This window comes from Leucobacter sp. VD1 (genome assembly GCF_037150695.1).
Classification (GTDB): Bacteria; Actinomycetota; Actinomycetes; order Actinomycetales; family Microbacteriaceae; genus Leucobacter.
Window position 1 is genome coordinate 60,507 of sequence record NZ_JBBCPO010000004.1, and the last position, 23,398, is coordinate 83,904.

The 23,398-nt window shown below is 67.3% G+C and carries 17 protein-coding genes; 14 read left to right on the plus strand and 3 right to left on the minus strand.

Annotated features, from left to right (window positions below; translation table 11 throughout):
• Positions 1-317: 317 nt before the first annotated feature.
• From WFL22_RS12280 to WFL22_RS12305, 6 genes are all read left to right on the plus strand, one after another.
• Positions 318-3,164 (plus strand): choice-of-anchor G family protein, encoded by a 2,847-nt coding sequence (locus WFL22_RS12280; RefSeq protein WP_336993057.1) that lies wholly within the window; start codon positions 318-320, stop codon positions 3,162-3,164.
• A 98-nt stretch (positions 3,165-3,262) separates the two neighbouring features.
• Entirely contained in the window at positions 3,263-4,180 is a 918-nt protein-coding gene (locus WFL22_RS12285) for a DUF5819 family protein (RefSeq protein WP_336993059.1), read from the plus strand.
• Positions 4,177-5,253, plus strand: coding sequence for an HTTM domain-containing protein (locus WFL22_RS12290; protein ID WP_336993061.1), 1,077 nt, complete (start codon positions 4,177-4,179; stop codon positions 5,251-5,253). Before WFL22_RS12285 ends, WFL22_RS12290 begins: the two co-directional genes overlap by 4 nt.
• Positions 5,254-5,289: 36 nt before the next feature.
• On the plus strand, positions 5,290-6,963 hold the full coding sequence (locus WFL22_RS12295; RefSeq protein ID WP_336993063.1) for a helicase HerA-like domain-containing protein: 1,674 nt from the start codon (positions 5,290-5,292) through the stop codon (positions 6,961-6,963).
• A 71-nt stretch (positions 6,964-7,034) separates the two neighbouring features.
• On the plus strand, positions 7,035-8,357 hold the full coding sequence (gene radA, locus WFL22_RS12300; RefSeq protein ID WP_336993065.1) for a DNA repair protein RadA: 1,323 nt from the start codon (positions 7,035-7,037) through the stop codon (positions 8,355-8,357).
• Between the two features lie 30 nt (positions 8,358-8,387).
• The gene (locus WFL22_RS12305) at positions 8,388-9,890 is read left to right on the plus strand and encodes a malate:quinone oxidoreductase (protein ID WP_336653115.1); all 1,503 of its coding nucleotides are present in this window, start codon (positions 8,388-8,390) and stop codon (positions 9,888-9,890) included.
• Between the two features lie 104 nt (positions 9,891-9,994).
• Here WFL22_RS12305 and WFL22_RS12310 read toward each other — a convergent pair whose 3' ends face one another.
• Positions 9,995-10,759 carry an HAD-IIB family hydrolase gene (locus WFL22_RS12310; protein ID WP_336653114.1) on the minus strand — a complete coding sequence of 255 codons (765 nt, stop codon included), beginning with the start codon at positions 10,757-10,759 and terminating at the stop codon, positions 9,995-9,997.
• Between the two features lie 100 nt (positions 10,760-10,859).
• Entirely contained in the window at positions 10,860-11,288 is a 429-nt protein-coding gene (locus WFL22_RS12315; RefSeq protein ID WP_336653113.1) for a DUF6941 family protein, read from the minus strand.
• A gap of 264 nt (positions 11,289-11,552) precedes the next feature.
• On the opposite strand from WFL22_RS12315, the gene WFL22_RS12320 reads away from it, so the two are divergent.
• The 8 genes from WFL22_RS12320 to argH all read left to right on the plus strand — a co-directional run bounded on the left by WFL22_RS12320 (position 11,553) and on the right by argH (position 21,476).
• Entirely contained in the window at positions 11,553-12,998 is a 1,446-nt protein-coding gene (locus WFL22_RS12320; RefSeq protein ID WP_336653112.1) for an APC family permease, read from the plus strand.
• A 29-nt stretch (positions 12,999-13,027) separates the two neighbouring features.
• The gene (locus WFL22_RS12325) at positions 13,028-14,209 is read left to right on the plus strand and encodes an amidohydrolase family protein (protein ID WP_336993067.1); all 1,182 of its coding nucleotides are present in this window, start codon (positions 13,028-13,030) and stop codon (positions 14,207-14,209) included.
• Positions 14,206-15,441 carry a M20 metallopeptidase family protein gene (locus tag WFL22_RS12330; protein WP_336993069.1) on the plus strand — a complete coding sequence of 412 codons (1,236 nt, stop codon included), beginning with the start codon at positions 14,206-14,208 and terminating at the stop codon, positions 15,439-15,441. The genes WFL22_RS12325 and WFL22_RS12330 overlap by 4 nt, the downstream gene beginning before the upstream one ends.
• Positions 15,438-16,760: an aspartate aminotransferase family protein gene (locus tag WFL22_RS12335; protein ID WP_336653109.1), complete on the plus strand. Its 1,323-nt coding sequence runs from the start codon at positions 15,438-15,440 to the stop codon at positions 16,758-16,760. Before WFL22_RS12330 ends, WFL22_RS12335 begins: the two co-directional genes overlap by 4 nt.
• 14 nt (positions 16,761-16,774) lie before the next feature.
• A complete protein-coding gene (locus tag WFL22_RS12340) occupies positions 16,775-17,617 on the plus strand; it encodes a MurR/RpiR family transcriptional regulator (RefSeq protein ID WP_336993071.1) in 843 nt (280 codons plus the stop codon).
• Positions 17,618-17,683: 66 nt separating this feature from the next.
• Entirely contained in the window at positions 17,684-19,003 is a 1,320-nt protein-coding gene (locus WFL22_RS12345; protein WP_336993073.1) for a glutamine synthetase family protein, read from the plus strand.
• Between the two features lie 46 nt (positions 19,004-19,049).
• A complete protein-coding gene (argF, locus tag WFL22_RS12350) occupies positions 19,050-19,988 on the plus strand; it encodes an ornithine carbamoyltransferase (RefSeq protein ID WP_336993075.1) in 939 nt (312 codons plus the stop codon).
• Between the two features lie 45 nt (positions 19,989-20,033).
• Positions 20,034-21,476, plus strand: a complete 1,443-nt coding sequence (gene argH / locus WFL22_RS12355) for an argininosuccinate lyase (protein WP_336993077.1) — start codon at positions 20,034-20,036, stop codon at positions 21,474-21,476.
• A gap of 81 nt (positions 21,477-21,557) precedes the next feature.
• Here the strand turns inward: argH and WFL22_RS12360 are convergent, their stop codons facing one another.
• Positions 21,558-23,363, minus strand: coding sequence for a YncE family protein (locus WFL22_RS12360; RefSeq protein ID WP_336993079.1), 1,806 nt, complete (start codon positions 23,361-23,363; stop codon positions 21,558-21,560).
• Positions 23,364-23,398: the final 35 nt, after the last annotated feature.

Sequence of the window (23,398 nt, forward strand, 5' to 3'; positions counted from 1 at the left end):
AGCTGTTCCGTTACGAAGCGCAGCGCGATTCTCTCGGGATGCGGGGGTGCGGATCTCAGTAGTGCTGAGATTCCAGATGCGTAGCTGGAGCTGCGGCTGTGCGAACCGCTGACTTCCGTGGACCCGCCGCTTCGTTTGCTGAAAACCTCAAGCACGGGTGTCTCCCGCATGTGCGCAGTGTTGCGCGAGCTGGGAGGCGCACGTGACATTCGCATCGAGATGATGGGGGAGTTCTCTTGAAAACAACAGCACCAGCAGGAAGGGAGAGGCGTCGCAGAGCGCGCCTTCGCCCCCTGGCCATCGGAACAACTGCGGCTGTGGGTCTCGCGTTCGCGGGCTTTGCGGCCCCGGCTGCTCTGGCGGCCCCGGGCGACACCTCTCGCGCGACGGGCACCTTTCTGAGCGGATCAATTCTGGGCTACCTCGACGCCGATGTCGTGGCGGCCCTCGCCGGGGCCGCGGCCGTGAATAACGGGAGTGTCACTCCCGCCGACACGGACGCGAACACCCTTGACCTCACGGCGCTTTCGCTGTTGAACGTCACCATTCCGGGTGGCGTGCAGCTGCCCTTGGACTTCGCGAGCGCCGGCGTTGTCGGTCAGTATGCGAGCGCGCTGCCGAACGGGTCTTCTGTGGGCGCCTCGGGGCTGATCAGCGAATCCGGCACGATCGGCACGGGCATCGAACCGGCCGACGGTGTGGCTCCCGGCCCGCTGCACGTGAACCTTGGCAACGCGGTGAACGCCCTCGCGGGCGACACCACTGCCGCTCTCGTCGATGAGATCGCTTCCCTCGATCTGACCGTCGGGGCGGTGAGTGCGAATGCCTCGCAGGCGGCTCCCGCAGCCGCGGTGGGCGACTACGAGATCGCGGGAACGCGGCTTGTCATCGGCAGTGAGACCGTAAGCGGTCTCTCCGCTGCGGTGGCGAGTGAACTGTCGGGTGCGCAGACCCTGCTGAACGGGGTGCAGGCTCAGTTGAACTCCGGGGTGCTGGGGCTGCTCGGCACAGTGTCGGGTCTCGGGGCGCTCAATGCGAATCTCACGATCAACACCTCAGGCGTGTTCAACGCGGCTGCGGGTCTGGTCACGGGTGAACTCACCGACCCTGCCTATCCGGGAGTGACGATCAATCTCGGCACCGGCCAGATCATTGTTGATCTGGAGGGGATTCTCGACCTCAACAACCTCACCCCTGGCACGAACCTGCTCTCGGGCACCACGCTCGAGTACGTGCAGACAGCGACGCTGGCGCTGATCGACGGCCTGCTCGCCGATGTCACCCAGAGCGCTACGACGGCGCTGCGTTCCCTCGCAGTGACGGGCAATGTAGAGGTTCCAGCTGTGGTCGTGGGTGGCACTGAGGTGACCCCGGCGATCCCGGTGCTCACGGTCAACACGACGGTGGGCAACCTTCTCGACGGAAGCACGAGCGGCGTCAGCCTGCTCGGCCTTGGCCTCGGGCTGCCTGGCGGTGTCGCCGCGGTGGTCAGTGCGCTGGCGTCGCCGTTGCAGAGCACGGTGACGAAGATCACGGGGCTGACTGCCGCGGTGCTCGCACCCGTCAACGCGGTGCTCAGCCCGGCGCTGACCGAACTGCTGCCGCTCGTCTCCACGCTGCACGCCAATGTGCAGGAAACGCCGGCGGCGGGCGTGTTCTCAGAGACGGCATTGCGACTGACGGTGTTGCCCGGCATGGCCGCGGTGACCCTGGATCTCGCTAACGCGACGGTGGGGCCGAACGCGCTCGCCGTCGCCAATGTCGACATCACCTCACCGGCGAATGGGGCCTCCTACCCGGTGCCCACTGCAGGAGCGACCACTCCGGTGGTGGTGTCGGGCACAGGCCAGGCGGGTTTGGGGATCACGGTGTCGCTGCCAGGTCAGACCGCTCAGACCACGACGGTCTCCTCCGGTGGCACGTGGACGGTGACGTTCCCGACGGTGCCTGTCGGTTCGCACACCATCACGGCGCTGCAGGCCGGTGGCAGCACCGACACGGTGGCGATCACGGTGTCGGTGGCCACGATGAGTGAGCCTGGCACGGATCCGGGTGCTGACCCTGGTGCTGACCCTGGTGCTGATCCGGGTGCGGATCCGGGAGTGGACCCTGGTGCCGATCCGGGTGCTGATCCCGGTGCTGAGCCTGGCACAGATCCGGGTTCCGATCCCGGTGCGGATCCGGGTGCCGACCCTGGGGCTGATCCTGGTGCTGATCCGGGTGCTGACCCGGGTGCGGATCCCGGTGCTGAGCCTGGCACAGATCCGGGTTCCGATCCCGGTGCGGATCCGGGTGCCGACCCTGGGGCTGATCCTGGTGCTGATCCTGGGGCTGATCCGGGTGCTGACCCGGGTGCGGATCCCGGTGCTGAGCCTGGCACAGATCCGGGTTCCGATCCCGGTGCTGATCCTGGGGCTGACCCGGGTGCGGATCCGGGTGCTGATCCGGGAGTGGACCCGGGTGCGGATCCGGGAGTGGACCCTGGTGCGGATCCGGGTGCTGATCCGGGAGTTGATCCTGGTGCCGATCCGGGTGCTGACCCTGGTGCCGATCCGGGTGCCGATCCGGGTGCTGATCCTGGTGCGGATCCTGGTGCTGATCCGGGTGTTGATCCCGGTGCTGATCCCGGTACTGACCCCAGGACAGACCCGGGCACTGACCCCGGTGCTGACCCGGGCGCGGATCCCGGCGCTGACCCTGGTGCCGATCCCGGCTCCGACCCCGACGGAACCGCCGCATTGACGGCGAATCCCGGCACCGTGCGAGTCGGCGACACCGTCACCCTCACTGGAACGGGTTTCCAGCCCGGCGAGAACGTGATCGTGACACTGCCCGACGGCAGCAAGCGCACCGTCGCGACAAACGGTTCGGGCACCTTCACTACGGCCTGGGTTGTGCCGACGGGTTTCGCCCCGGGCAACGCTGCCTTCGGAGCACGAGGCGACACGAGCGGCCGCACCGCGAACGCGAGCGTCATCGTCGTGGCGAAGGGGGTGCCAGGCGGGGGAACGCCAGGCAGGACCGGCGGCGGCTCAGGCGCGAAGCTCGCAACCACGGGCGCCGAACTCGGATCCCTTGCTCCGGTGAGTGCGCTGCTGCTGCTCGCAGGCGCCGGGGTCTTCCTCGCCTCGCGGCGCCGACGACCGCACACCACTCGGATCTGATCTGAGGCGGTTCGCGGTGGTCCCGGAGCAGACTCCGGGGCCACCGCACCACCATTCCAGTCGCAGAGCAGCAGAGCGATGAGGGGAAGAACAGGGTCATGCACATCGAGAAGGTCGGTGCGGCAAGCACCGGGGAGCGCGGCACCGCTGACGGCGGGCGAACCCCCCGCTTCGAAGGGCGCAGATCCGCCATATCCCCGGCAGCCAAGCTTGCCGCGGGCGCAACCGTGCTGTTGCTCGCGGTGCACATGACCCTGACCGCCATCTTCAACGCACCGGCACCCGAGATCCGCAGCAGCAGCGCCTGGCAGCTCGCCAACAACTACATCCAGCCCTATCTCGTGCAGGACTACAAGATTTTCGCGCCCGAACCCATCGACTCGGACAGGCAGCTGTGGCTGCGCGCTTGGGTGGAAACCTCGGAGGGTGAGCGGGTGACCTCGCAGTGGATCAACGCCACCGAAATCGAACTCGCCGCCCCCTACCGCAAACTGCTGCGCAAGCAGCTCTCCATCGTCGGCTCCGAACGCTTGATGGCCGCCTACCGCGGCCTCAGCGAGGCCCAACGGGCCGCAGCAGCCGAGAATCACCTCGATGGAACAGGGCTCTACCCGCTGCGCGACGCCATACTCGCCGCCGATCCCACGAAATCAGCCGCAGCCACAGACTTCATCAGGGCAGACAACTTCACCACCTCGTACGCCACCCAGGTCGCGCAAGCGCTGTGGGGTGAAACCGGCACCATCATCGCCGTGCAAACCCGAGCAGTGTTCGACCCCGTGATTCGCTGGAACGACCGCCACAACCCCGATGCCGAGCAGCCAGCCTCCTCGTACACGGACCTCGGGTGGACCCCCACTCTCGAATGGCAGGGGCAGGATCGCGAGGCCTTCGCGCGCACCTTCCGTTCTTGGGCCGCGGCAGCCGGAACAGCAACTGAGCTCTCCGTGACCGGCGGCAGCGCCGACACCGGCGAGGCCGCATCGCAGACCGGCACGAAGGAGGCCTCACAATGAGCACCCAGCTGCGGAACACCCCGCATAGGCGGGGGCTCGCCTCCCTCGTGATCGACGGCTTCTTGCACTGGCTGCTCGACGAACGACGATCGAGCTACGGGCTCGCACTGATGCGCATCGGCATGGGCGGCATGACCGTGGTGATCCTCGCAATGTACCTGCCCAACTTCTCCTACACCTTCGGCGAAGGCGCACGATGGGGGGAGGCGTTCTACCGCAGCTCATCGGTGAACGACTTCATCTGGCCGATCTCGGCGCTATTCTCGCGTGACGAACCCGACGGCGTGCGCCTCGCCAAGACGCTGCTGCTGATGGCCATTGCCGTCGTCTACCTGCTCGGCTGGCGCATGCGGATCACCGCACCCGTGTTCACGGCCATGTGGCTCGGCTTCACCGGCCTCAACCCTGTGGTGTTCAACACCGGGCACTACCAGACCTTCCGTGTCTTCCTGCTGTTCCTGCTGCTCGCCGACACCTCGCGCAGGTGGTCGCTCGATGCGCGACGACGCAGCAGGCAGGGTGAGGATCCGCCCCTCGGATGGGGGTCGTGGCACCTGCCACGGTGGGTGCCCGTGCTGGCGAACAATGCCGCGGTGATCCTCATCGGCTACCAGCTGTGCGTGATCTACGTGAGCAGCGCGCTCTGGAAATTGCAGGGCCACACCTGGGCCTCAGGCGTTGCCTCCTACTACCCGCTGCAGATCGACGAACTTACGATCTTCCCAGCACTCAGCCATCTCGCCTGGCAAATCACCCCGCTCGTGTTCATCACAACCTGGGTCAGCGTTTACGGCCAACTCCTTTTCCCGCTGATGCTCCTTACCAGGCCCACCCGCATCATCGGGCTGATCCTCGTCACAGGCATGCACGCATCCATCGCGGTGCTGCTCGCCCTGCCCTGGTTCTCCCTCGTCATGATCCTTGGCGACATGATCTTCATCAGAGACGACACCTGGCGGCACGCGCTCACCTGGGTGAGACAGCGGGATCCGCGATTCCGCTTGTGGGCCGCCCGTGAGCCGCGATCCGCCGCATCGACCAACCGCGAACCGAGCCCCTCGGCTACCCTGTGAAATGACGGGAGTGACACACCGCGAGGGAGCGAACGCATGAGCGAACCACTGACCGAAGAACAGGTCGAAGCCGTGCGGAGCGGATACCCCGCCTCGGCCCCGGAGGGCGGCGGCCCCACGATGCTCGACCTCGGAGCGCTCGTCAACGGCGAGCCCCGACCTGACACCCAGATCACCATCCCGCTCGGCATGCTGAACCGGCACGGCCTCATCGCCGGGGCCACCGGCACCGGCAAGACCCGCACCCTGCAAGTGCTTGCCGAGCAGATCGCCGCGCACGGCGTGCCCGTCTTCGCTGCCGATATCAAAGGTGACCTCTCCGGTATCGCCGTCGCAGGCGAAGCGAACGAGAAACTGCTCGCCCGCACCGCGGGCATCGGGCAGGAATGGCAGCCGCGGGCCTCTGCAACGGAGTTCTTCACGCTCGGCGGGCTGGGGATCGGTGTGCCGATCCGCACCACCATCGAAACATTCGGCCCGGTGCTGCTCGCGAAAGTTCTGGGGCTCAACCAGACTCAGGAATCGAGCCTCGGCCTCATCTTTTACTACGCCCGCGAACAGGGCCTGCCGCTCATCGGGCTCGACGACCTGCAATCGCTGCTCGCCTACCTCACCAGCGACGACGGCAAAGCGCAGATCGCGCAGATCGGCGGGCTCTCGCGGCAGACCGTGGGCGTGATCCAGCGCAACGTCATCGCGTTCGCCGCCGAGGGGGCCGACGTGTTCTTCGGAGAGCCGGCCTTCGACACCGCCGACCTCCTGCGCACCGTCACCGATGCCGACGGCATCGAGCGCGGTGTCGTGAACCTGCTCGAGGTGCCCGGCGTGCAAGACCGCCCCGTGCTCTTTTCGACGTTCCTCATGTTCCTGCTGTCAGAGCTCTTCGAGACGCTGCCCGAGGTGGGCGACCGCGATAAGCCGGAACTGGTGTTTTTCTTCGACGAGGCGCATCTGCTCTTCGCTGACGCATCGAAGGCGTTTCTGCAGCAGATCACCCAGACGGTGCGGCTGATCCGCTCGAAGGGCGTGGGCGTGTTCTTCGTGACGCAGACCCCGAAAGACGTTCCCGGCGATGTGCTTGCCCAGCTCGGCTCGCGCGTGCAGCACGCCCTCCGCGCCCACACCCCCGACGATGCAAAAGCGCTCAAGGCCACAGTGGCGACCTACCCGAACTCGGGGTACGAGCTCGCAGAGGTGCTGCAGTCGCTCGGCACCGGCGAGGCGATCGTCACCGTGATGAGTGAGAAGGGGGTGCCTACGCCGGTCGCGTGGACGCGGCTGCGCGCGCCGCAGGGGGCGATGAACCCGGCCCCCGCCGCGACCGTGCAGGCCGCGGTGCTGGTGTCGCCGCTGCAGGCGAAGTACGGCGAAGCCGTGAACGAGCGTTCGGCGACCGAGGTGCTCGCCGAGCGCGCCGAGGAGACCGCAGCCGCCCGCGCCGAGGCGGAAGCGAGGGCCGCTGCCGAGAAAGAGGCCGCCGCGCAGGCGAAAGCGGAGGAGAAGGCCGCGGCCGCGGCCGAGCGTGCGGCAGAGCGGGAAGCCGAGCGCGCAGCCGCAGCCGCAGCTCGGAAAGCCGAGCAGGAGGAGGCGCGCCGCGAACGCGAGCGGGCCGCGGCGACGAAGAAGACCGTCGACAGGGTCGGCTCGGTTGTCACCTCTGGCGTGCGCACCGTCGTGAACCAGGTGCTGCGCAACCTCTTCAAGAAGTAGGGGGGCGTACTCTCGAGCACCCGGACCGCTGTCGATCCGTGAATGTCGGAGGCTGACGTTAGGCTCGCCGCATGGCGAGAACGAGTAGTGCGTATGTGTGCACCGAGTGCGGGTGGCAGACCTCGAAGTGGGTCGGTCGCTGCGGCGAGTGCCAGCAGTGGGGCACCGTCGAAGAGCGTGCGGCGGCGGGCGCATCGCTCGCCCGCACCACGCGCGCGGTGGCTCCGGGGGCGGGGCGCGAGGCCCGCCCCATCACCCAGCTCACGGGGGAGGCGGTGCGGCACCGGCAGACCGGCATTGGTGAGTTGGATCGCGTGCTCGGAGGCGGGGTGGTGCCCGGCGCGGCGATCCTGTTTTCAGGCGAGCCCGGCGTGGGCAAGTCGACGCTGCTGCTCGATGCCGCTGCGCGCGCGGCCTCGGCGGGGGCGCGCGTGCTCTACGCTAGCGGAGAAGAATCAGCCGGGCAGATCCGCATGCGCGCCGAACGCACAGGCGCGATGCACGACACCCTCTTCCTCGCGAGCGAGACTGATCTCGCCACGGTGCTCGGGCACATCGAGCAGGTCGACCCGGCACTGGTGATCGTCGACTCTGTGCAGACGCTCGCGAGCGGCGAGGTCGATGGCGCGGCGGGCGGCCCGGCGCAGGTGCGCGAGGTTGCCGGCGCGCTGATTCGTGCCGCGAAGGGTCGGGGCACGCCGGTGATCCTGGTGGGGCACGTCACCAAAGACGGCTCGGTGGCCGGCCCGCGCCTGCTCGAACATCTCGTCGACGTGGTTTGCCACTTCGAGGGAGACCGGCAGACGTCACTGCGCTTCTTGCGCACGCTCAAGAACCGCTTCGGTCCCACCGATGAAGTGGGGTGCTTTGAAATGCAGGATCGCGGCATCGTCGAGGTTCCCGATCCCAGTGGGTTGTTTCTCAGCCGGTCGGCGTCGCCCGTCAGTGGCACCTGCGCGACCGTTGCCCTGGAGGGGCGCCGGGCCCTGCCTGTCGAGGTGCAGGCGCTTGTTGCGAAGAGCGCCACCCCCAATCCGCGTCGGGTCACCGGCGGTGTCGACCCGTCGCGGGTGGCGATGATCCTTGCGGTGCTTGAGCGGCGCATCGGTGCGCGCCTGCACGATCAAGACGTCTATGTCTCAACGGTGGGCGGGGTGAAGCTGGCCGAGCCCGCTGCCGATCTCGCCATCGCGCTCGCCGTGCTGTCGGCGATCACCGACCGCCCGCTGCCGCACGATCTCGCAGCTTTCGGCGAGATCAGCCTCGCAGGAGAGGTGCGCCCTGTCGTGGGCGGTGCGCAGCGGGCCGGCGAGGCAGCGCGTCTGGGGTACACCCGAGTGGTCGACGCGGCCGTTGAGACCCTGCAGGGTGCCCGATCGCAGGCGGGGCTGTAGCCACTGAAGTGAGGGGTAGAATGAACGATCGTGAGTAAGAACACGGTAGACGTCGTCCTCGTCGGCGGTGGTGTCATGAGCGCCACCCTGGGCACCCTCATCAAGCAGGTGCAGCCTGACTGGTCGATCGAGATCTTCGAGTCCCGCTCCCAGGTAGCTACTGAGAGCAGCAACGCCTGGAATAACGCGGGCACGGGGCACGCAGCCCTGTGCGAGCTGAACTACATGCCTGAGGGCAAAGACGGCTCCCTGTCGGCTGCGAAGGCGATCGACATCAACGAGCAGTTCCAGCTCTCCCGCCAGTGGTGGTCGTCGCTCGTCAAGCAGGGCGTGCTCGGCGAGCCCTCCTCGTTCATCAACGCGACCCCGCACATGACCTTCGTGCGTGGCGAGGCGAACGTCGATTACCTGCGTCGCCGCTACGAGCTGCTGAAGAATGAGCCCCTGTTCGCCGATATGGAGTTCAGCGACGATCCCGAGAAGATCGCGGAGTGGACGCCCCTCCTCGTTGACCGCCGCGCCAAGGACGAAGTCTTCGCGGCGACCCGCTCAGAGAGCGGCACCGACGTTGACTTCGGTGCGGTCACGCACCAGCTCCTCGATCACCTCGTATCTCAGGGCGCGAAGCTGCACCTGGAGCAGCGCGTCACGAAGCTGCGGCGACAGGCCGACGGCACCTGGAATGTGCACGTTGAAAACCTCTCGGGCCACGCCCGCACCATCGTGAACGCCAAGTTCGTGTTCGTCGGTGCCGGCGGCGGCGCGTTGCCGCTGCTGCAGACCTCTGGCATTCCCGAGATCAAGGGCTTCGGCGGCTTCCCCATTAGCGGCAAGTTCCTCAAGTGCGACAACCCCGAGATCGTGAAGCAGCACCGTGCCAAGGTGTACGGTAAGGCCGCTGTGGGCGCTCCGCCCATGTCGGTGCCGCACCTCGACACCCGCATCGTCGACGGCAAGGAGAGCCTGCTCTTCGGCCCCTACGCGGGCTTCAGCCCCAACTTCCTGAAGAAGGGCTCCTGGTGGGATCTGCCCGGTTCGGTGCGCGCCCACAACCTCGGCCCGATGCTCAAGGTCGGCCTCACCGAGTTCGGGCTTGAGAAGTACCTCGTCGGCGAGGTGCTCGCCAGCCGTGAGAAGCAGATGGCTACGCTGCGCGAGTACATGCCCACTGCCCGCACCGAGGATTGGCAGATGATCACCGCCGGTCAGCGCGTGCAGGTGATGAAGAAGGATCCCCAGAAGGGCGGCATCCTGCAGTTCGGCACCGAGGTCATCACCGGCGCCGAGGGTTCGATCGCCGGCCTGTTGGGCGCCTCGCCCGGAGCCTCGACCGCGGTGCACGCCATGATCGACGTGCTGCAGCGCTGCTTCCCCGAGCAGTACGAGGGTGGCTGGAAGGCTACGTTCAAGCAGCAGATTCCCGCGCTCGGCGAGGGCGTCAACGGCGATGCGGCTGTGGCCGCAGCGACGCTTGCCGAGACCGCCGAGGTGCTCGGGCTCGTTCCGGCTGCGCAGCCGGCCGTCGAGGCCTGATCGCCGATTCCGAGAGCTGAGCCGCGGGCCCGCGGCTCAGCTCCGCAAATGCCAGAGGGCGTCCGAGAGGGCGCCCTCTGGCATTTCGGGCAGAAGCCGGGCGCTCAGTCAGCGAGCAGCGCTTCGAGGAAGTCGGCGGTGTCCTCCCAGCTCTCGACCTCCCGGCACGCCACACCGAGTGCCTTCACGGGGTAGTCGTTGCCGTCAGGGTCGAGCCTGTCGCCCACGAACAGCATGGCGTCGAGCGGGATGCCGGTGTGGGCTTCGAGCTTACGCATACCGTAGGCCTTGTCGATGCCGCGCCGGGTGATGTCGACCGAGGTGGAGCCGCCACTGCGCACTTCGAGGCCTGGCAGGCGGTCGGCGACGGCGGCGCGCAGGGTGTTCTTCTTCGTGCCGTCTGCATCCCACGCCTGCTTCGCTTCGACGGGGGCGCGCTGGCCGAGGGCCGAGAAGGTGACCTGGGATCCGCGATCCTCAAGGATCTCGCCCCACGGTTCGGCCTCCCACAGCCCGAGGCGTTCGGCTTCTTCGCGCAGCACTGCGAGTGCGGCGTCGCGCTCTTCTGGCGAGAGGTTTTCGCGGTAGATGGTCTGCCAGCGGCCGCCCTCGCGCCGCTCGTAGCGGGTGCCGCAGGTGGGCAGCAGGTGCAGCCGTTCGAGTGCTGCTTCGTTGACGCCGGCGAAGGTGTCGAGGCGGTCGACGAGTTGGGCTTCGAACTGTTCGAAGTTGCCGCCCGAGATCACGGCGACGGTGGTGCGGTCGAGCAGCCGGGCGAATACCGCGAGCATGCGCGGGTCGACGGGCGACTTCGAGGGGGCCAGGGTGTCGTCGAGGTCGAAGGCGATGAGGCGGGGCAGCTCGGTCATGCTTCAATCCTTCCATGCGGCGGGGGTGACGCCGATCCGCACCCGCCTGCGAAGCTTGCGGCCGCAACTGTCGCATGGTGCCGGCATTAGCTGCAGTGGATCACACCTCTGTCTCGTCGAGTGACGGCATCTCGGTTGCGTTGGCGTAGAAGCGCACGTCGACGCGTTCGAGGCCGGTGCCTTCGAAGACGATGCGGTAGCTGCCGGGCATGGGCACCTGCGCGTCGTGCAGTGGGAACACCATGGGAATGTAGCCGGAGGCGTCGTTGCCGCCGCCGAGGCTGAAGGTGCCTTCGAGGCTGAAGATTTCGGCACCTCCGATGGCGGGTTCGCAGCGGGCGCGGAAGGAGCGCTCGGGGTCGCCGCGGCGGGATTCGCTTTCGTCGTATTCGACGACCACCACGAGTGCCGCGCCGAGCGGGGCGGGGTAGCTTTCGCGGTTGATGGTGTTGATGAATCCCGACAGTACGCTCAGCGTGCCTTCGCGCACGTTGGCCGCGTCGGCCAGGAATGCCGCTGCCACTCGCATGTGTCCTCCTCGGATCGTGGCTCCACTCTGGCATGGCGGGCTGGGCGGATGTCGGGATCGCTGCATTCGCCTCGGCGATGGGGCCTGCGGTGTGCGCAACACGATCCGTCTCAAATTGTACAAAGTAGTCACACTTTGCAAATTGCGTATCCTCGTGTACATTTCAGTTCGGCGGAGAACACCCATTTCGGCACCGATCTCTCACGATCTCGGCCCCGAACGACGCAACACCGCCATTCATCAGAGACGAAGGAGTCCGCACAGATGACTGAGACCACTATCCCGGTAGCACGGGAGACCGCAGGCGGAGGCAAGCGCAAACTGCGCATCTGGGAGGTCACCGCCCTCTCGGTCGGCTTCATGGGCCCGGTGATGGCCATGGCGCTCAACGGGATCGGCGTGGCCGGGCTCGTCGGCAAATCCGTGCCGTTCACCTTCGCCCTCGCCTTTATCGGCACGCTACTCGTCGGCTACGGCTTCATCAGGCTCACCGGGTACTTCACCCACGCAGGGTCCGTCTACGCTCTGGCCGGTGCCACCATCGGGCCGCGCGCAGGCTTCTTCGGCGGTTTCGCACTGCTGGGCACCTACCTCTTCTTCGCAGCCTGCATCCTCGGCGCCACCGGCGTCTTCTTCGAAGCGTGGGCCGAGCAGTTCGGCGGTGGCCTGCGCAGTGTGCCGTGGATCATCATCGCGCTCGTCGTGTCAGTGCTGGTCGTGGTGCTCAACGTCAGGGAATCGCGGATCGTCACTCGGGTGCTGTTCGTGATCGGCTCACTGGGCGTGCTCGCAATGCTCGTGCTCGCCGCCGTAATCTTCTGGCGCGTTGGCACCGGTGACGCACCGGTCGAGGGTGCCACGATCGACTGGAGTGCATTCCTTCCCGGCGAGGCCAGCGGGACCGCAATCCTCACCGCGTCGGTGTTCGCGTTCCTGTCGTGGGCCGGGTTCGAGTCGGGCACCTCGCTCGGTGAGGAGACCGAGAACCCGCGGCGCGTCATCCCGCGGGCCCTGCTCGGTGCGATCGTCGTGGCCGGCCTCCTCTACCTGGTGATGATGTTCGCCCAGACCGTTGGCTACGGCACCGGCGAGGCCGGCGTCGCCGCGTTCGCCGGATCGAACTCCACTCTCACCGAGCTCTCCACGCTCTACATCGGTCGCGAGTACGCCCTGCTCATCGCGTTCATCGCCTTCGTCGTGGCATTCGCCTCGGTGCTGAGCTCCACCGCTGCCGCGGCACGACTCATCTACGCGCTGGCCCGCGACGGCTTCGGCCCGAAGCGTCTGGGCGTGGCGAACCCCCGCACGGGCGTGCCTACCGCCGCCGTGCTCACCACGATTGTGCTGGCATTGCTGCTGGCAGGCGGCATCTCGATCTTCGGCGGCACCGCCTTCGACGCCTACTACTGGTATGCCACGATCGCCACACTCTGCATGGTGGTCGCCTACGGCATGACCTCCATCGGTGTGATCGTCTATGTGTTCCGCCGCCGCAGCCGCATTCCGAAGTGGGAGGTCATCATGCCGGTGCTCGGCCTCATCTACCTCGCCTTCGTGTATGCGGTGCAGGTGATCGGGCAGCAGGCCCCCTACACCTACTTCCCGTGGATCGCGGGTGCCTGGTGCGTGGTCGGTCTCATCATCATCGTCACCATGCCGAAGCTGGCCGAACGCATCGGTGGCAGGCTCTCGGCCGAAGACCTCGACTGATTCGAACCCCGTAGCCGGAAGGAAATGGAATGACGCACACCCTGCTCGATGCATCGGCATTCGACAGCGCACCACTCATCGACCACCACTGCCACGGGGTCGTCGAGCAGACGCTTGATCGGCCGGCGTTCGAAGACATGATCACCGAGTCCAACTGGGCGGCGCCCAGCGGCACCTCGGTGTTCGATTCGCAGTTGGGCGTCGCGATCCGCCGCTGGTGCGCCCCCGTGCTCGATCTCGAACCGCATGTGAGCGCCGACCGCTACATCGAGCGCCGCGCGGAGCTTGCGCCCGAGCTCGTTAACGCGCGGCTGCTGCGCGCCGCCGGCATCGACCGCTACCTCATCGAGACTGGGCATCGCGGGGATGACATTCTCGACCCCGCAGGTATGGCGATCCGCTCGGGTGCGACCTCCGACGCTGTGGTGCGCTTGGAGCGGGTGGCCGAGCAGGTCATCGAGACCGGCCCGGCGGCTGCGACGTACCCCGATCGTTTCCGTGCCGAGTTGCGCGATCAGCTCCGTCTCGCGGTCGGTGTGAAGTCGATCGCGGCATACCGGATCGGCCTCGACTTCGACCCGGATCGTCCCGATGACGCCGAGGTGGTGCGTGCTGCGGAGCGTTGGCTGGCTGAGATCGAGGCGGGTGCGGCGGTGCGGATCACTGATCCCGTGCTCATCCGCTTCGGGATTTGGTGCGCGGTCGAAGAGCGCCAGGCGATCCAGTTCCACATCGGCTTCGGCGACCCGGACGTCGACCTGCACCGCTGCGACCCGCTGCTGCTGACGGAGTGGCTGCGGCGCACCCGCGAGTCCGGTGCCCGGGTGCTGCTGCTGCACTGCTACCCCTTCCACCGGCAGGCTGGCTACCTCGCTCACGTCTTCCCCCACGTGTTCTGCGACGTCGGCCTCGCCATCAACTATGTGGGCGCGCGCTCGCCGCAGGTGATCGCGGAGTCGCTCGAACTCACTCCCTTCGACAAGGCGCTGTTCTCGTCGGATGCGTGGGGGCTCCCCGAGCTCTACCACCTCGGCGCGCATCTGTTCCGCCGTGGCCTGCTGGCGACGATCAATGACTGGATTCGCAATGACGAGTGGAGTGCCGCCGATGGCGAGCGTTTGATCCGCAAGATCACTGGTGACAACGCGATCCGGGCGTATGGCCTTGCCGAAGAGCCCACCTGGCGCGGGGCGACGGGAGTGTCCGCGTGAATCACGAGGCGCTTGCGGCGCGGCTCACGGAGGCCGCGCTGGCCCGCATCCCCGCGGCGGTGCGCGACCGCGAGGTGCTGCACGGCATGGCCGAGCTGTCCGGTGCCGAGCACGGCACGGCGGCGTGGATCGCGGAACGCATGCCCACGGCGATGGAGACCGTAGCCGAAACCGGGCGTATCGGGCGGATCGGCCCGCACGACGGGCCGTCCGTCGCCGTCCGCGCCGAACTCGACGCGCTGCCGGTGGCAGAGGTGACGGGCGCGCCGTTCGCATCCACAACCGGCGTGATGCATGCCTGCGGGCACGACGTGCACCAGGCGGCGTTGCTCGCGCTTGCCGGGGCTGCCGCCGAAGTGGAGGCCGAGCTGGGCCTGCCCTACGCGCTGGTGCCGTTCTTGCAGCCGCGCGAGGAGGCGTACCCCTCGGGCGCGCTCGACATTGTGCGTTCGGGGGTGCTCTCCCGGCACCGGGTAGAGGCGGTGCTGGCCGCGCATGTGCACCCGCGCATCCCTGTCGGCGCAGTTGCGACGGGCAAGGGCCCCACGAACGCCGCGGCCGACGAGATCACGGTGACGGTGCACGGGCACGGCGGTCACGGCGCGTACCCGCATGAGGCGCAGAACCCGATCCCGGTGCTCTCTCAGATGGTGGTGGGCATCACAGAGGTGCTGCGTCGCACCATTTCTCCGATGCGGCCGGCCGTGTTCACTGTTGGTCGTTTTTCGGCGGGGCGGATCGCGAATGTGATCCCGCATTCCGGTTCGTTCGCCGGCACACTGCGCACCATGGATCGGGCCGACCGTGAGAACGCACATGCCGCGATCCGCAGCTATGCTGCCGGGATTGCTGCCGCGCACGGCATGACCGCAGAGGTTGCGATCACACTCGGTGAGCCCGTGCTGGAGAACAACGCCGAGCTTGTCGATTTCGTCGATGAGCGGCTGCGCAGCCTGGGCCTTGAGACGAGCGAGCCGATGCGGTCGTGCGGTGCTGACGATTTCTCGTTCTTCTCCGAGGAGCTGCCTGGGCTGATGGCGTTCGTGGGGGTGGAGACTTCGGGGGCTGCGACGCAGCCGAGTCTGCACAGTGCGAACTTTCTGCCCGATGAGGATGCTGTGCGCCGCGTCACGCTCGCGCTCGTCTCGGGGTATCTCGGCGCCTGCGATCTGCTCGATGCGCGCACCGCGCAGGCTGCGGCCGCGCCCGCTGTCGCCGGAGCCGGATCGTGACCGCCTCGCCCACCCTGCTCGACCGTGACGCGCGGGTGATCGCAGGCAATCAGAAGCTGCGGTTCTTTCCCGCGAGTATGGTCTCGGGGCGGGGCTGCGAAGTGGTTGACCACTCGGGCCGTCGCCTGCTCGACCTGTCGGGGGCGTGGGGTGCGAACAGCGTAGGTCACGCTCATCCCCGCGTGGTTGCCGCGATCACGGCTGCGGCCGAGACGGGGGCAGGGGCGAGTGTGCTCTCTGCCACCAACCCTTTCGCGGTCGCGCTGGGCGAAGTGTTGCTCGAGGTCACTCCTGGCATTGGGGAGCGGCGCGTGCTGCTGGGCCATGCGGGCACCGACGCGAACAATTCGGCGCTCGCCGCAGCCCGGGCGGCGACGGGGCGAGCCCGAATCATTGCGTTCCGCGGCGGCTACCACGGCGGTTCTGGTGTGGCGCAGGGGGTGAGCGGGGTGTTCGTCGACGGCGGTGTGGCTGCTGATCCGTCGAGCACGCTGCTCGAATATCCTGTCGAGACTGGCGATCCTGCAGCAGACGCCGCGACGCTTGCGCGGGTGTTCGCTGCGCTCGATGCCGAACTCGTCGGCCCCTCGGGAGGTGACGTTGCGGCGATCATCGTGGAGTCGCACCAGTCAGATGGCGGGCTGCTCGTGCCGCCACCTGGTTTTCTTCGTGGGCTTGCGGATCGCGCACGCGCTGCCGGGGCGCTGCTTATCTGCGACGAGGTGAAGGTGGGTCTTGCGCGCACGGCGCGCATGCACGGGTTTGAGCATGACGGGGTGGTGCCTGACCTGGTGACCTTCGGGAAAGCGCTCGGCGGGGGACTGCCCCTGTCGGCCGTAGTCGGCCCGGCGCAGGTGCTCGATGCTGCCCCCGCGAGTGCCCTGCTCACCACAGCGGGCAACGCGATCGCCGCCGCGAGCGGACGGGCCGTGCTGGAGACCATAGCCTCGGAGGGCCTGGTGGAAGCTGCCGAGGAGCGAGGCCTCCAGCTGCGCGCGCTTCTCGCGGAGCTCGCCGAACGCGCGCCCGAGGTGCACGCGGTGCGTGGCCGCGGTCTCAGCCTCGGCATCGAGCTGCGCGCCGAGCCGGGCGCTGGGGCGGGAGCCGACGCCGACTTTACGAAGCGGGTGATCTTCCGCATGTGGCAGCTCGGCGCGATCTGCTATCTCGTGCGCGACAATGTGATCGAATTGACCCCGCCGTTGACGCTGACGGCCGAGCAGGCGGTGCGGGCCGTGGAGTTGCTTGACGCGGCGATCGCCGATGTGCGTTCGGGGGTTGTCTCCGACGCTGATATCGCCCCGTTCCGGGGCTGGTAGGGGAGGGGCAGGACATGCAGGAGTCACGCACACTCGCCGAGGCGCTGAAGATCTCGTTCGATGCGATGAGCCCGTCCGAGAAAAAGGTCGCACGGGTGCTGATCGCCGACTACCCTGTCGCGGGGCTCGAATCGGTGACGAAGCTTGCCGAACGGGCGAGTGTGAGCACCCCGACGGTGTTCCGCATGCTCGCGAAGATCGGCATCCCCTCCTACCCGCGAATGCAGGAGATGCTGCGTCAGGAGATCGCGCATCGCACCACCTCGCCGATCGACCAGTATGCCTCCCGCGGCAGTGATCGCAGCGATGTGCACGGTCTGCTGGGGGAGGCGAAGCGCGTCTTCAGTGACGGCATTGCGGCCAGTCTCGACGCCGCGCCGGGTTCGGAGTTCGACAGGGTGGTGCGCTTGCTCGCCGATCCGAAGCGTCGCATCTGGACGGTGGGCGGCCGATACAGCGGGCTGCTTGCCGAGTACCTCACGATCCACCTGCGCATGCTCAGACCCGAGGTGCGCTTCGTTGGCCACAGCGAGTCAGACAAGTCGCTCGCGCTGCTCGATTTCGGGCCCCGAGACGTGCTGGTGGCGTTCGACTACCGCCGCTATCAGGACGCAACAGTGTCGTTCACGGCCCGGGCGAAGGCGAACCGGGTGAGCACGGTGCTGTTCACCGACCCCTGGTTGTCGCCGGCTGCGAAGCACGCCGACTGCCTGCTATCGAGCGTGGTCGACGCCCCCAGCCCGTTCGACTCATTCGTGCCCGCGCTTGCGCTCGTCGAGAGCGTCATCGCCGGGGTGGTCGCCGAGCTTGGTGACGAACCCCTCGGGCGAATCCAGGCCTTCGACGCCTGGGAGTAGTTGGCCGCGATCCGCTGCCGCACTCCCACCCCACTCATTTCACTCTGCAATATGTAAGGACGCATCATGAGAAAAGAACCCCTCGGCATCATCCTCACCTCCGACCTCGCAGCGAAGGCACGAGGCCGAGCTTTCCCGCAGCAGGACTTCCAGAAGTACCTGAGCTCCGGCTGCGGCTGGGTGCCCGCGAATCTCGCGATCGACGCCTTCGGTTCGATCGTCACCCCCAACCCCTTCGGCTCGGTGGGCGATCTGCGCCTCATGCCCGATGTGTCGAGCATTGCCACGGTGACGTTGAACGATGCTGGCGAACAAACGACGATGGTGCTCGCCGATATTCACACACCCTCCGGTGAGCCGTGGGAGAACGACCCCCGCACCTTCCTGAAGAACGCGGTGCATGATCTCGAAAGCGCTACAGGGCTCAGCGTGGTGTCGTCGTTCGAGCACGAGTTCATGCTGCGCGACGACGACGGCAGCCCCGTGAACACGCCGTTCTCGCTCGAATCGTTCCTCGAGGAGGAAGAGCTGGGCGGTCTGCTCGTCGCCGCGCTACAGGATGCCGGCCTCGAACCGGAGATGTGGCTGCCCGAGTTCGGCCGCAACCAGTTCGAGGTGACCATTCGGCCGGCACCGGCCCTGGTTGCCGCCGATCGCGCTATCTATCTGCGCGAGATCACGAGGCACGTCGCCAGCTTGCTGGGCAAGCGCATCACCTTCTCGCCGATCATCGAGGAGAACGGTGGCGGCAACGGCGTGCACGTGCATCTGAGCCTGCAAGACGGCGAGGGGCGTTTCGTCACCTACGATTCGAGCCGACCGGGCAAGCTCTCTGAGGTCGCTGGCTCCTTCGCCGCGGGCATCCTGGAGCACGCCGAAGCGATCCAGGCCATTGCCGCCTCCGCGCCGATCTCGTATGAGCGTCTGGCCCCCAACCGTTGGAGCGCCGGCGGTGTCTTCCTCGGGGAGAACAACCGTGAGGCGCTGCTGCGGATCTGCCCGCTCTTCGATACCCCGGGCGCCAACCATCAGAAGCAGTACAACCTCGAATACCGGGCCGCCGATGCCACTGCGAACCCGTGGCTCGTGCTCGGCTGCCTGATTCGGGCTGGCCTCGATGGGATTCGCCGCGGCTTGCCGGCGCCGAACATCGTGCACGGCGAGACGGGGGAGCTGTCCGAGGGGGAGCGCGACAGCCTCGGGATTCGCAGCATCCCCACGACGCTTGAGGAGGCCCTCGACGCCTTCACCGAGTCGGAGACTGTGCGGGGATGGTTCTCGCGCGACTTCGCTGACACCTTCACCGCGGTGAAGCGGGCCGAGATCGCGCGGGTGGCCGGTCTCGACGCGGCGCAGAAGTACGACTCATACGCCACGACCTACTGAGCAGAGGCGGCCTGCCCGGGGTGTGCGCTCCGGGTAGGCTGGTCGTGTGACCAGACACTTCCTTCGAGACGACGATCTGAGCCCCGCCGAGCAGCGCGAGGTGCTCGACCTCGCCGCAGCGCTCAAGAAGGATCGCTTCGCGCGACGTCCGCTCGACGGGCAGAAGACCGCCGCGGTCATCTTCGACAAGACCTCCACCCGCACCCAGGTGAGTTTCTCGGTGGGCGTCGCCGATCTCGGCGGCAACCCGCTCATCATGGATTCGAAGAATTCCCAGATGGGTGGCAAGGAGTCGATCTCAGACACGGCCAAGGTGCTGTCGCGCATGGTCGAGCTGATCGTGTGGCGCACCTACGCGCACGCCGGCCTCGAAGAGATGGCCGCGCACGCGACGGTGCCCGTGATCAACTCGCTCTCCGACGACTTCCACCCCTGCCAGATCCTCGCCGATCTGCAGACCATTCGTGAGCATCGCGCGGCCAGCAACGGCGGCGAGCTCACGGGTCTCACCGCAACGTACGTCGGCGATGCTGCCAACAATATGGGGCACTCCTACCTGCTCGGCTTCGCGACAGCCGGAATGCACATCCGGGTTGCGGGCCCCGCCGGCTACCACCCGCGTGAAGACATCGTGGCCGATGCGAAGCGGATCGCCGCCGAGACCGGCGGCAGCGTGACGATTCTCACCGACCCTGTTGAGGCGGTGCGCGGGGCCGATGCAGTCATCACCGATACCTGGGTGTCGATGGGGCAGGAGGAAGAGAAGGCCGAGCGTATCGCCACCTTCGGTGCATACCGGGTCACCCCTGAGCTGATGGCGCACGCCGCCGCCGACGCGATCTTCCTGCACTGCCTCCCCGCCTACCGTGAGTTTGAGGTCGCCCCCGAGGTGATTGACGGCCCGCAGAGCGTGGTCTGGGATGAGGCAGAGAACCGCGTGCACGCGCAAAAGGCGCTCATGGCCTGGCTCCTCGAACAGGGGTAGGCCCGCGAGCGGAGCCCAACGCGCCGCAAACGGTAGGCTGGTCTGGTGACTGAGAGCATCGAGAACACCACTGCGGAGACCGGCAATCGTGCCGCTGAGGCCGGCGCCCTGTGGGGCGGCCGTTTCGCGAGCGGCCCGTCGCCGTCGCTTGCGGCGCTGAGCAAGTCGACGCAGTTCGACTGGGTGCTCGCGCAGTACGACATTCGCGGTTCGAAGGCGCACGCCACCGCGCTCGCTGCGGCCGGTTATCTCAGCGAGGATGAGCTGCGCGATATGCGCGCCGCGCTCGACGAGCTCTCTGCCCGCGTCGCCGATGGCCGCGCAGTGCCCGCCGATGACGATGAAGATGTGCACTCCGCGCTGGAGCGTTTGCTGATCGAGATCACCGGCGTGCAGCTGGGCGGCAAGCTCCGAGCCGGCCGCAGCCGCAACGATCAGATCGCCACGCTCGTGCGGCTGTACCTGCTCGATCATGCGGCGATCATCAAGGGCCACCTGCTCGACCTGCTCGATGCGATCGCCGAGCAGGCTGCCAAGCACCCCGACGCGATTCTGCCTGGCCGTACTCACCTGCAGCACGCGCAGCCGGTGCTGCTCGCGCATCAGCTTGCCGCTCATGCGTGGCCGATCGTGCGCGATCTGGAGCGCCTGCGCGATTGGGCGCAGCGCGCCAGCGCCTCGCCCTACGGCGGCGGGGCGCTGGCCGGCAGCTCACTCGGCCTTGATCCGCGCCTGGTGGCCAGCGAGCTCGGCCTCGGCGATCCGCTCGAGAACTCGATTGATGGCACCGCGGCTCGCGATGTTGTTGCCGAGTTCGCGTTCATCTGTGCTCAGATCGGCATCGATCTGTCGCGTCTCAGCGAGGAGATCATCATCTGGAACACCAAGGAGTTCGGCTTCGTGCGCCTGCACGACGGCTACTCCACGGGTTCCAGCATCATGCCGCAGAAGAAGAACCCCGATATTGCTGAGCTCGCGCGCGGCAAGTCGGGGCGTCTGATCGGCAACCTGACGGGGCTGCTCGCCACGCTCAAGGGGCTGCCGCTCGCGTACAACCGTGATCTGCAGGAAGACAAGGAGCCCGTCTTCGATTCGGTGCAGCAGCTTGAGGTGCTGCTGCCGGCCTTCACCGGCATGGTTGCGACGATGAGCTTCGACACTGACCGCATGGCCGAGCTCGCCCCGCAGGGTTTCTCGCTCGCTACCGATGTTGCTGAGTGGCTGGTGAAGCAGGGCGTGATTTTCCGCGATGCTCACGAGATCTCGGGCGAGCTGGTGCGCTACTGCGAGGAGCGCGGCCTGGAGCTTCACGAGCCGAGCGATGAAGAGCTGCTGAGCGTGTCGGAGCATCTCAGCCCGGCTGTGCGCGAGGTGCTCACCATTGAGGGTTCGGTGAACTCACGCACCGGTGCCGGCGGCACCGCCAAGGTGCGCGTCGAGGAGCAGCTGGCCCGCCTGGGTGAGCGGATCGCGGAGTTCCGCGGCTGACACGCGCTGCTCCCGCTGTACGACGATGCCCCCGCAGGCCAGGCCTGCGGGGGCATCGTCGTGTGCGGGGTGCCGTCGGTATTAGACCGTGCGGCGGCGCAGGCGCGCTGCGGTGACGGCTGCTGCTCCGACAGTGAGCAGGAACGCCGCTGCCCAGATGGGCGGCTCGGTCTCGGCGCCGGTGCGGGCGAGCGCGTCGCCGCCTGAGGTCTTCGAACCGCCGCCCGGGGTGGGCGTGGGCGGCGTCGGCGGCTTCGGCCCCGGGGGTGCCGCGAGCGTGATCTCGCGCACGGCCGCCGCCGGGGCGCCCTGGGCGGTGAAACCTGTGGCGACGAGGTGGTGGGCGCCGGGTTCGACACCGCTCGCGGGGATCGTCACCTGGAAGTTAGCGGTGCCGTCATTGCCGACCACTCCCGAGCCGAGCAGCACAGGGCTGGAGTGCAGCGAGACGTCGACGAATGAGGAGGGAGCGAAGCCGGTCGCGACGACGTCGACCTTCTGGCCGAACAGCGCGGTGGTCGGCTGAGCGCCTGCGAAGCCGATGGTGGCGTCGCCGGTGGGTGTGGGCACCGAGTTCGGCGCTTCGGGGGCGGTGATGATCGCGGGTGCCGACGGCTGCGACGGCGTGGAGCCGGCCTCGGTGGTGGTGGTCACCACGAACTGCACTGAGCCAAGCGGCAGGTTCGGGATGACGCAAGAAGTTGACGTGGTGGTGCAGAGCACGTCACTGCTGCCGACTGCGCTGACGGTGTAAGTGGCGGATCCGGTGGTGGATGCCGTCCAGGTCACGGCGGCCTGGCGGGCGCCTGGGATTGCCTGTACGTCGGTGGCGGGGTTTGGGGCGGGGGTGACGTATTCGAGCACCGAGATCGAGCTTTCAAAGGTGTTGGTCACGTAGACCTTCGTGCCGTCCGGGGAGATCGCGGTGTCCCAGAGGCCTTCTTCGAGGGGGAGTGCGCGGGTGACCTTGAGGCTGGCGGGGTCGATGAAGAACACGTTGCCGTTGAGGTCGGAAGCGACGAGCTCGCCGGTCACGGGGTTCACGGAGAGCGACGCCGAGGCGAAGTCGGCACCGCTGATGTTTCGCGACTTCTTTACGGTGAACGTGGCGGTGTCGATCGCGTGGATCGCGGCGTAGTAATCGAGCACGTAGAGCGTCGACCCGTCGGCCGAGATGGCCAGGTCGGAGGGTGTCGTGCCGGGCAGGGCGAGCACTGTCGAAGCGTCCTCGGTGCCGTGCGCGGTGTTCCAATCGACCTGTGTGAGGTCGATCGCGGTGATCGACTGCTGGTTCTCGTCGGCCGTGTAGACGACGAGCTTGCCGGGGTGCGCGGCGACGGCGGTGGGCGAATCTTCCAGGCCGGCGTACCGGATGAGCTCACCGGAGTGCGGGTCTCGCTCGGAGAGTTGGCCAGCGTCGGTGCTGAACACGGTCGTCGTGTGCTTCGAGTAGGTCATGGCGTCGATGCCGGGACCGTGCGTAGCGATCCCAGACCAGATACCGGGTGTCAACGAGTAGACGTTGTTCGTGCCTGCGGTGAGCACGCGGTAGCCGTCGATGGCGGGAGTGGTGATCGTGGGCTCACCCCAGCCTTCGATGGGTGCCTCGGCGGAGACGCCCATGGTGTCGGAGTTCAAAACGCTGAGCAGATTGCCTGCCTCGTAGTTGACGAAGAGTCTTGCTCCGTCTGGCGATACTGTGATGCCGCGCGGTGCGGCGTGCGCTGCGGTTGAGGTGCTGGTCCACTGCCAACCGGCCTGGGACCCCGGATCGGGGGTAGCGAGCGCTGGTGCGGCACCGGCCCAGGTGAACGATGCCGCCACCGCTGCGAGTGCGGTGACGAGAGAGGCCGAACGGCGCGCCGGGCGGATATGGGTCTTCGGCATGATCCTCCTTGGAATGAATGCTCAAATTCATAAAT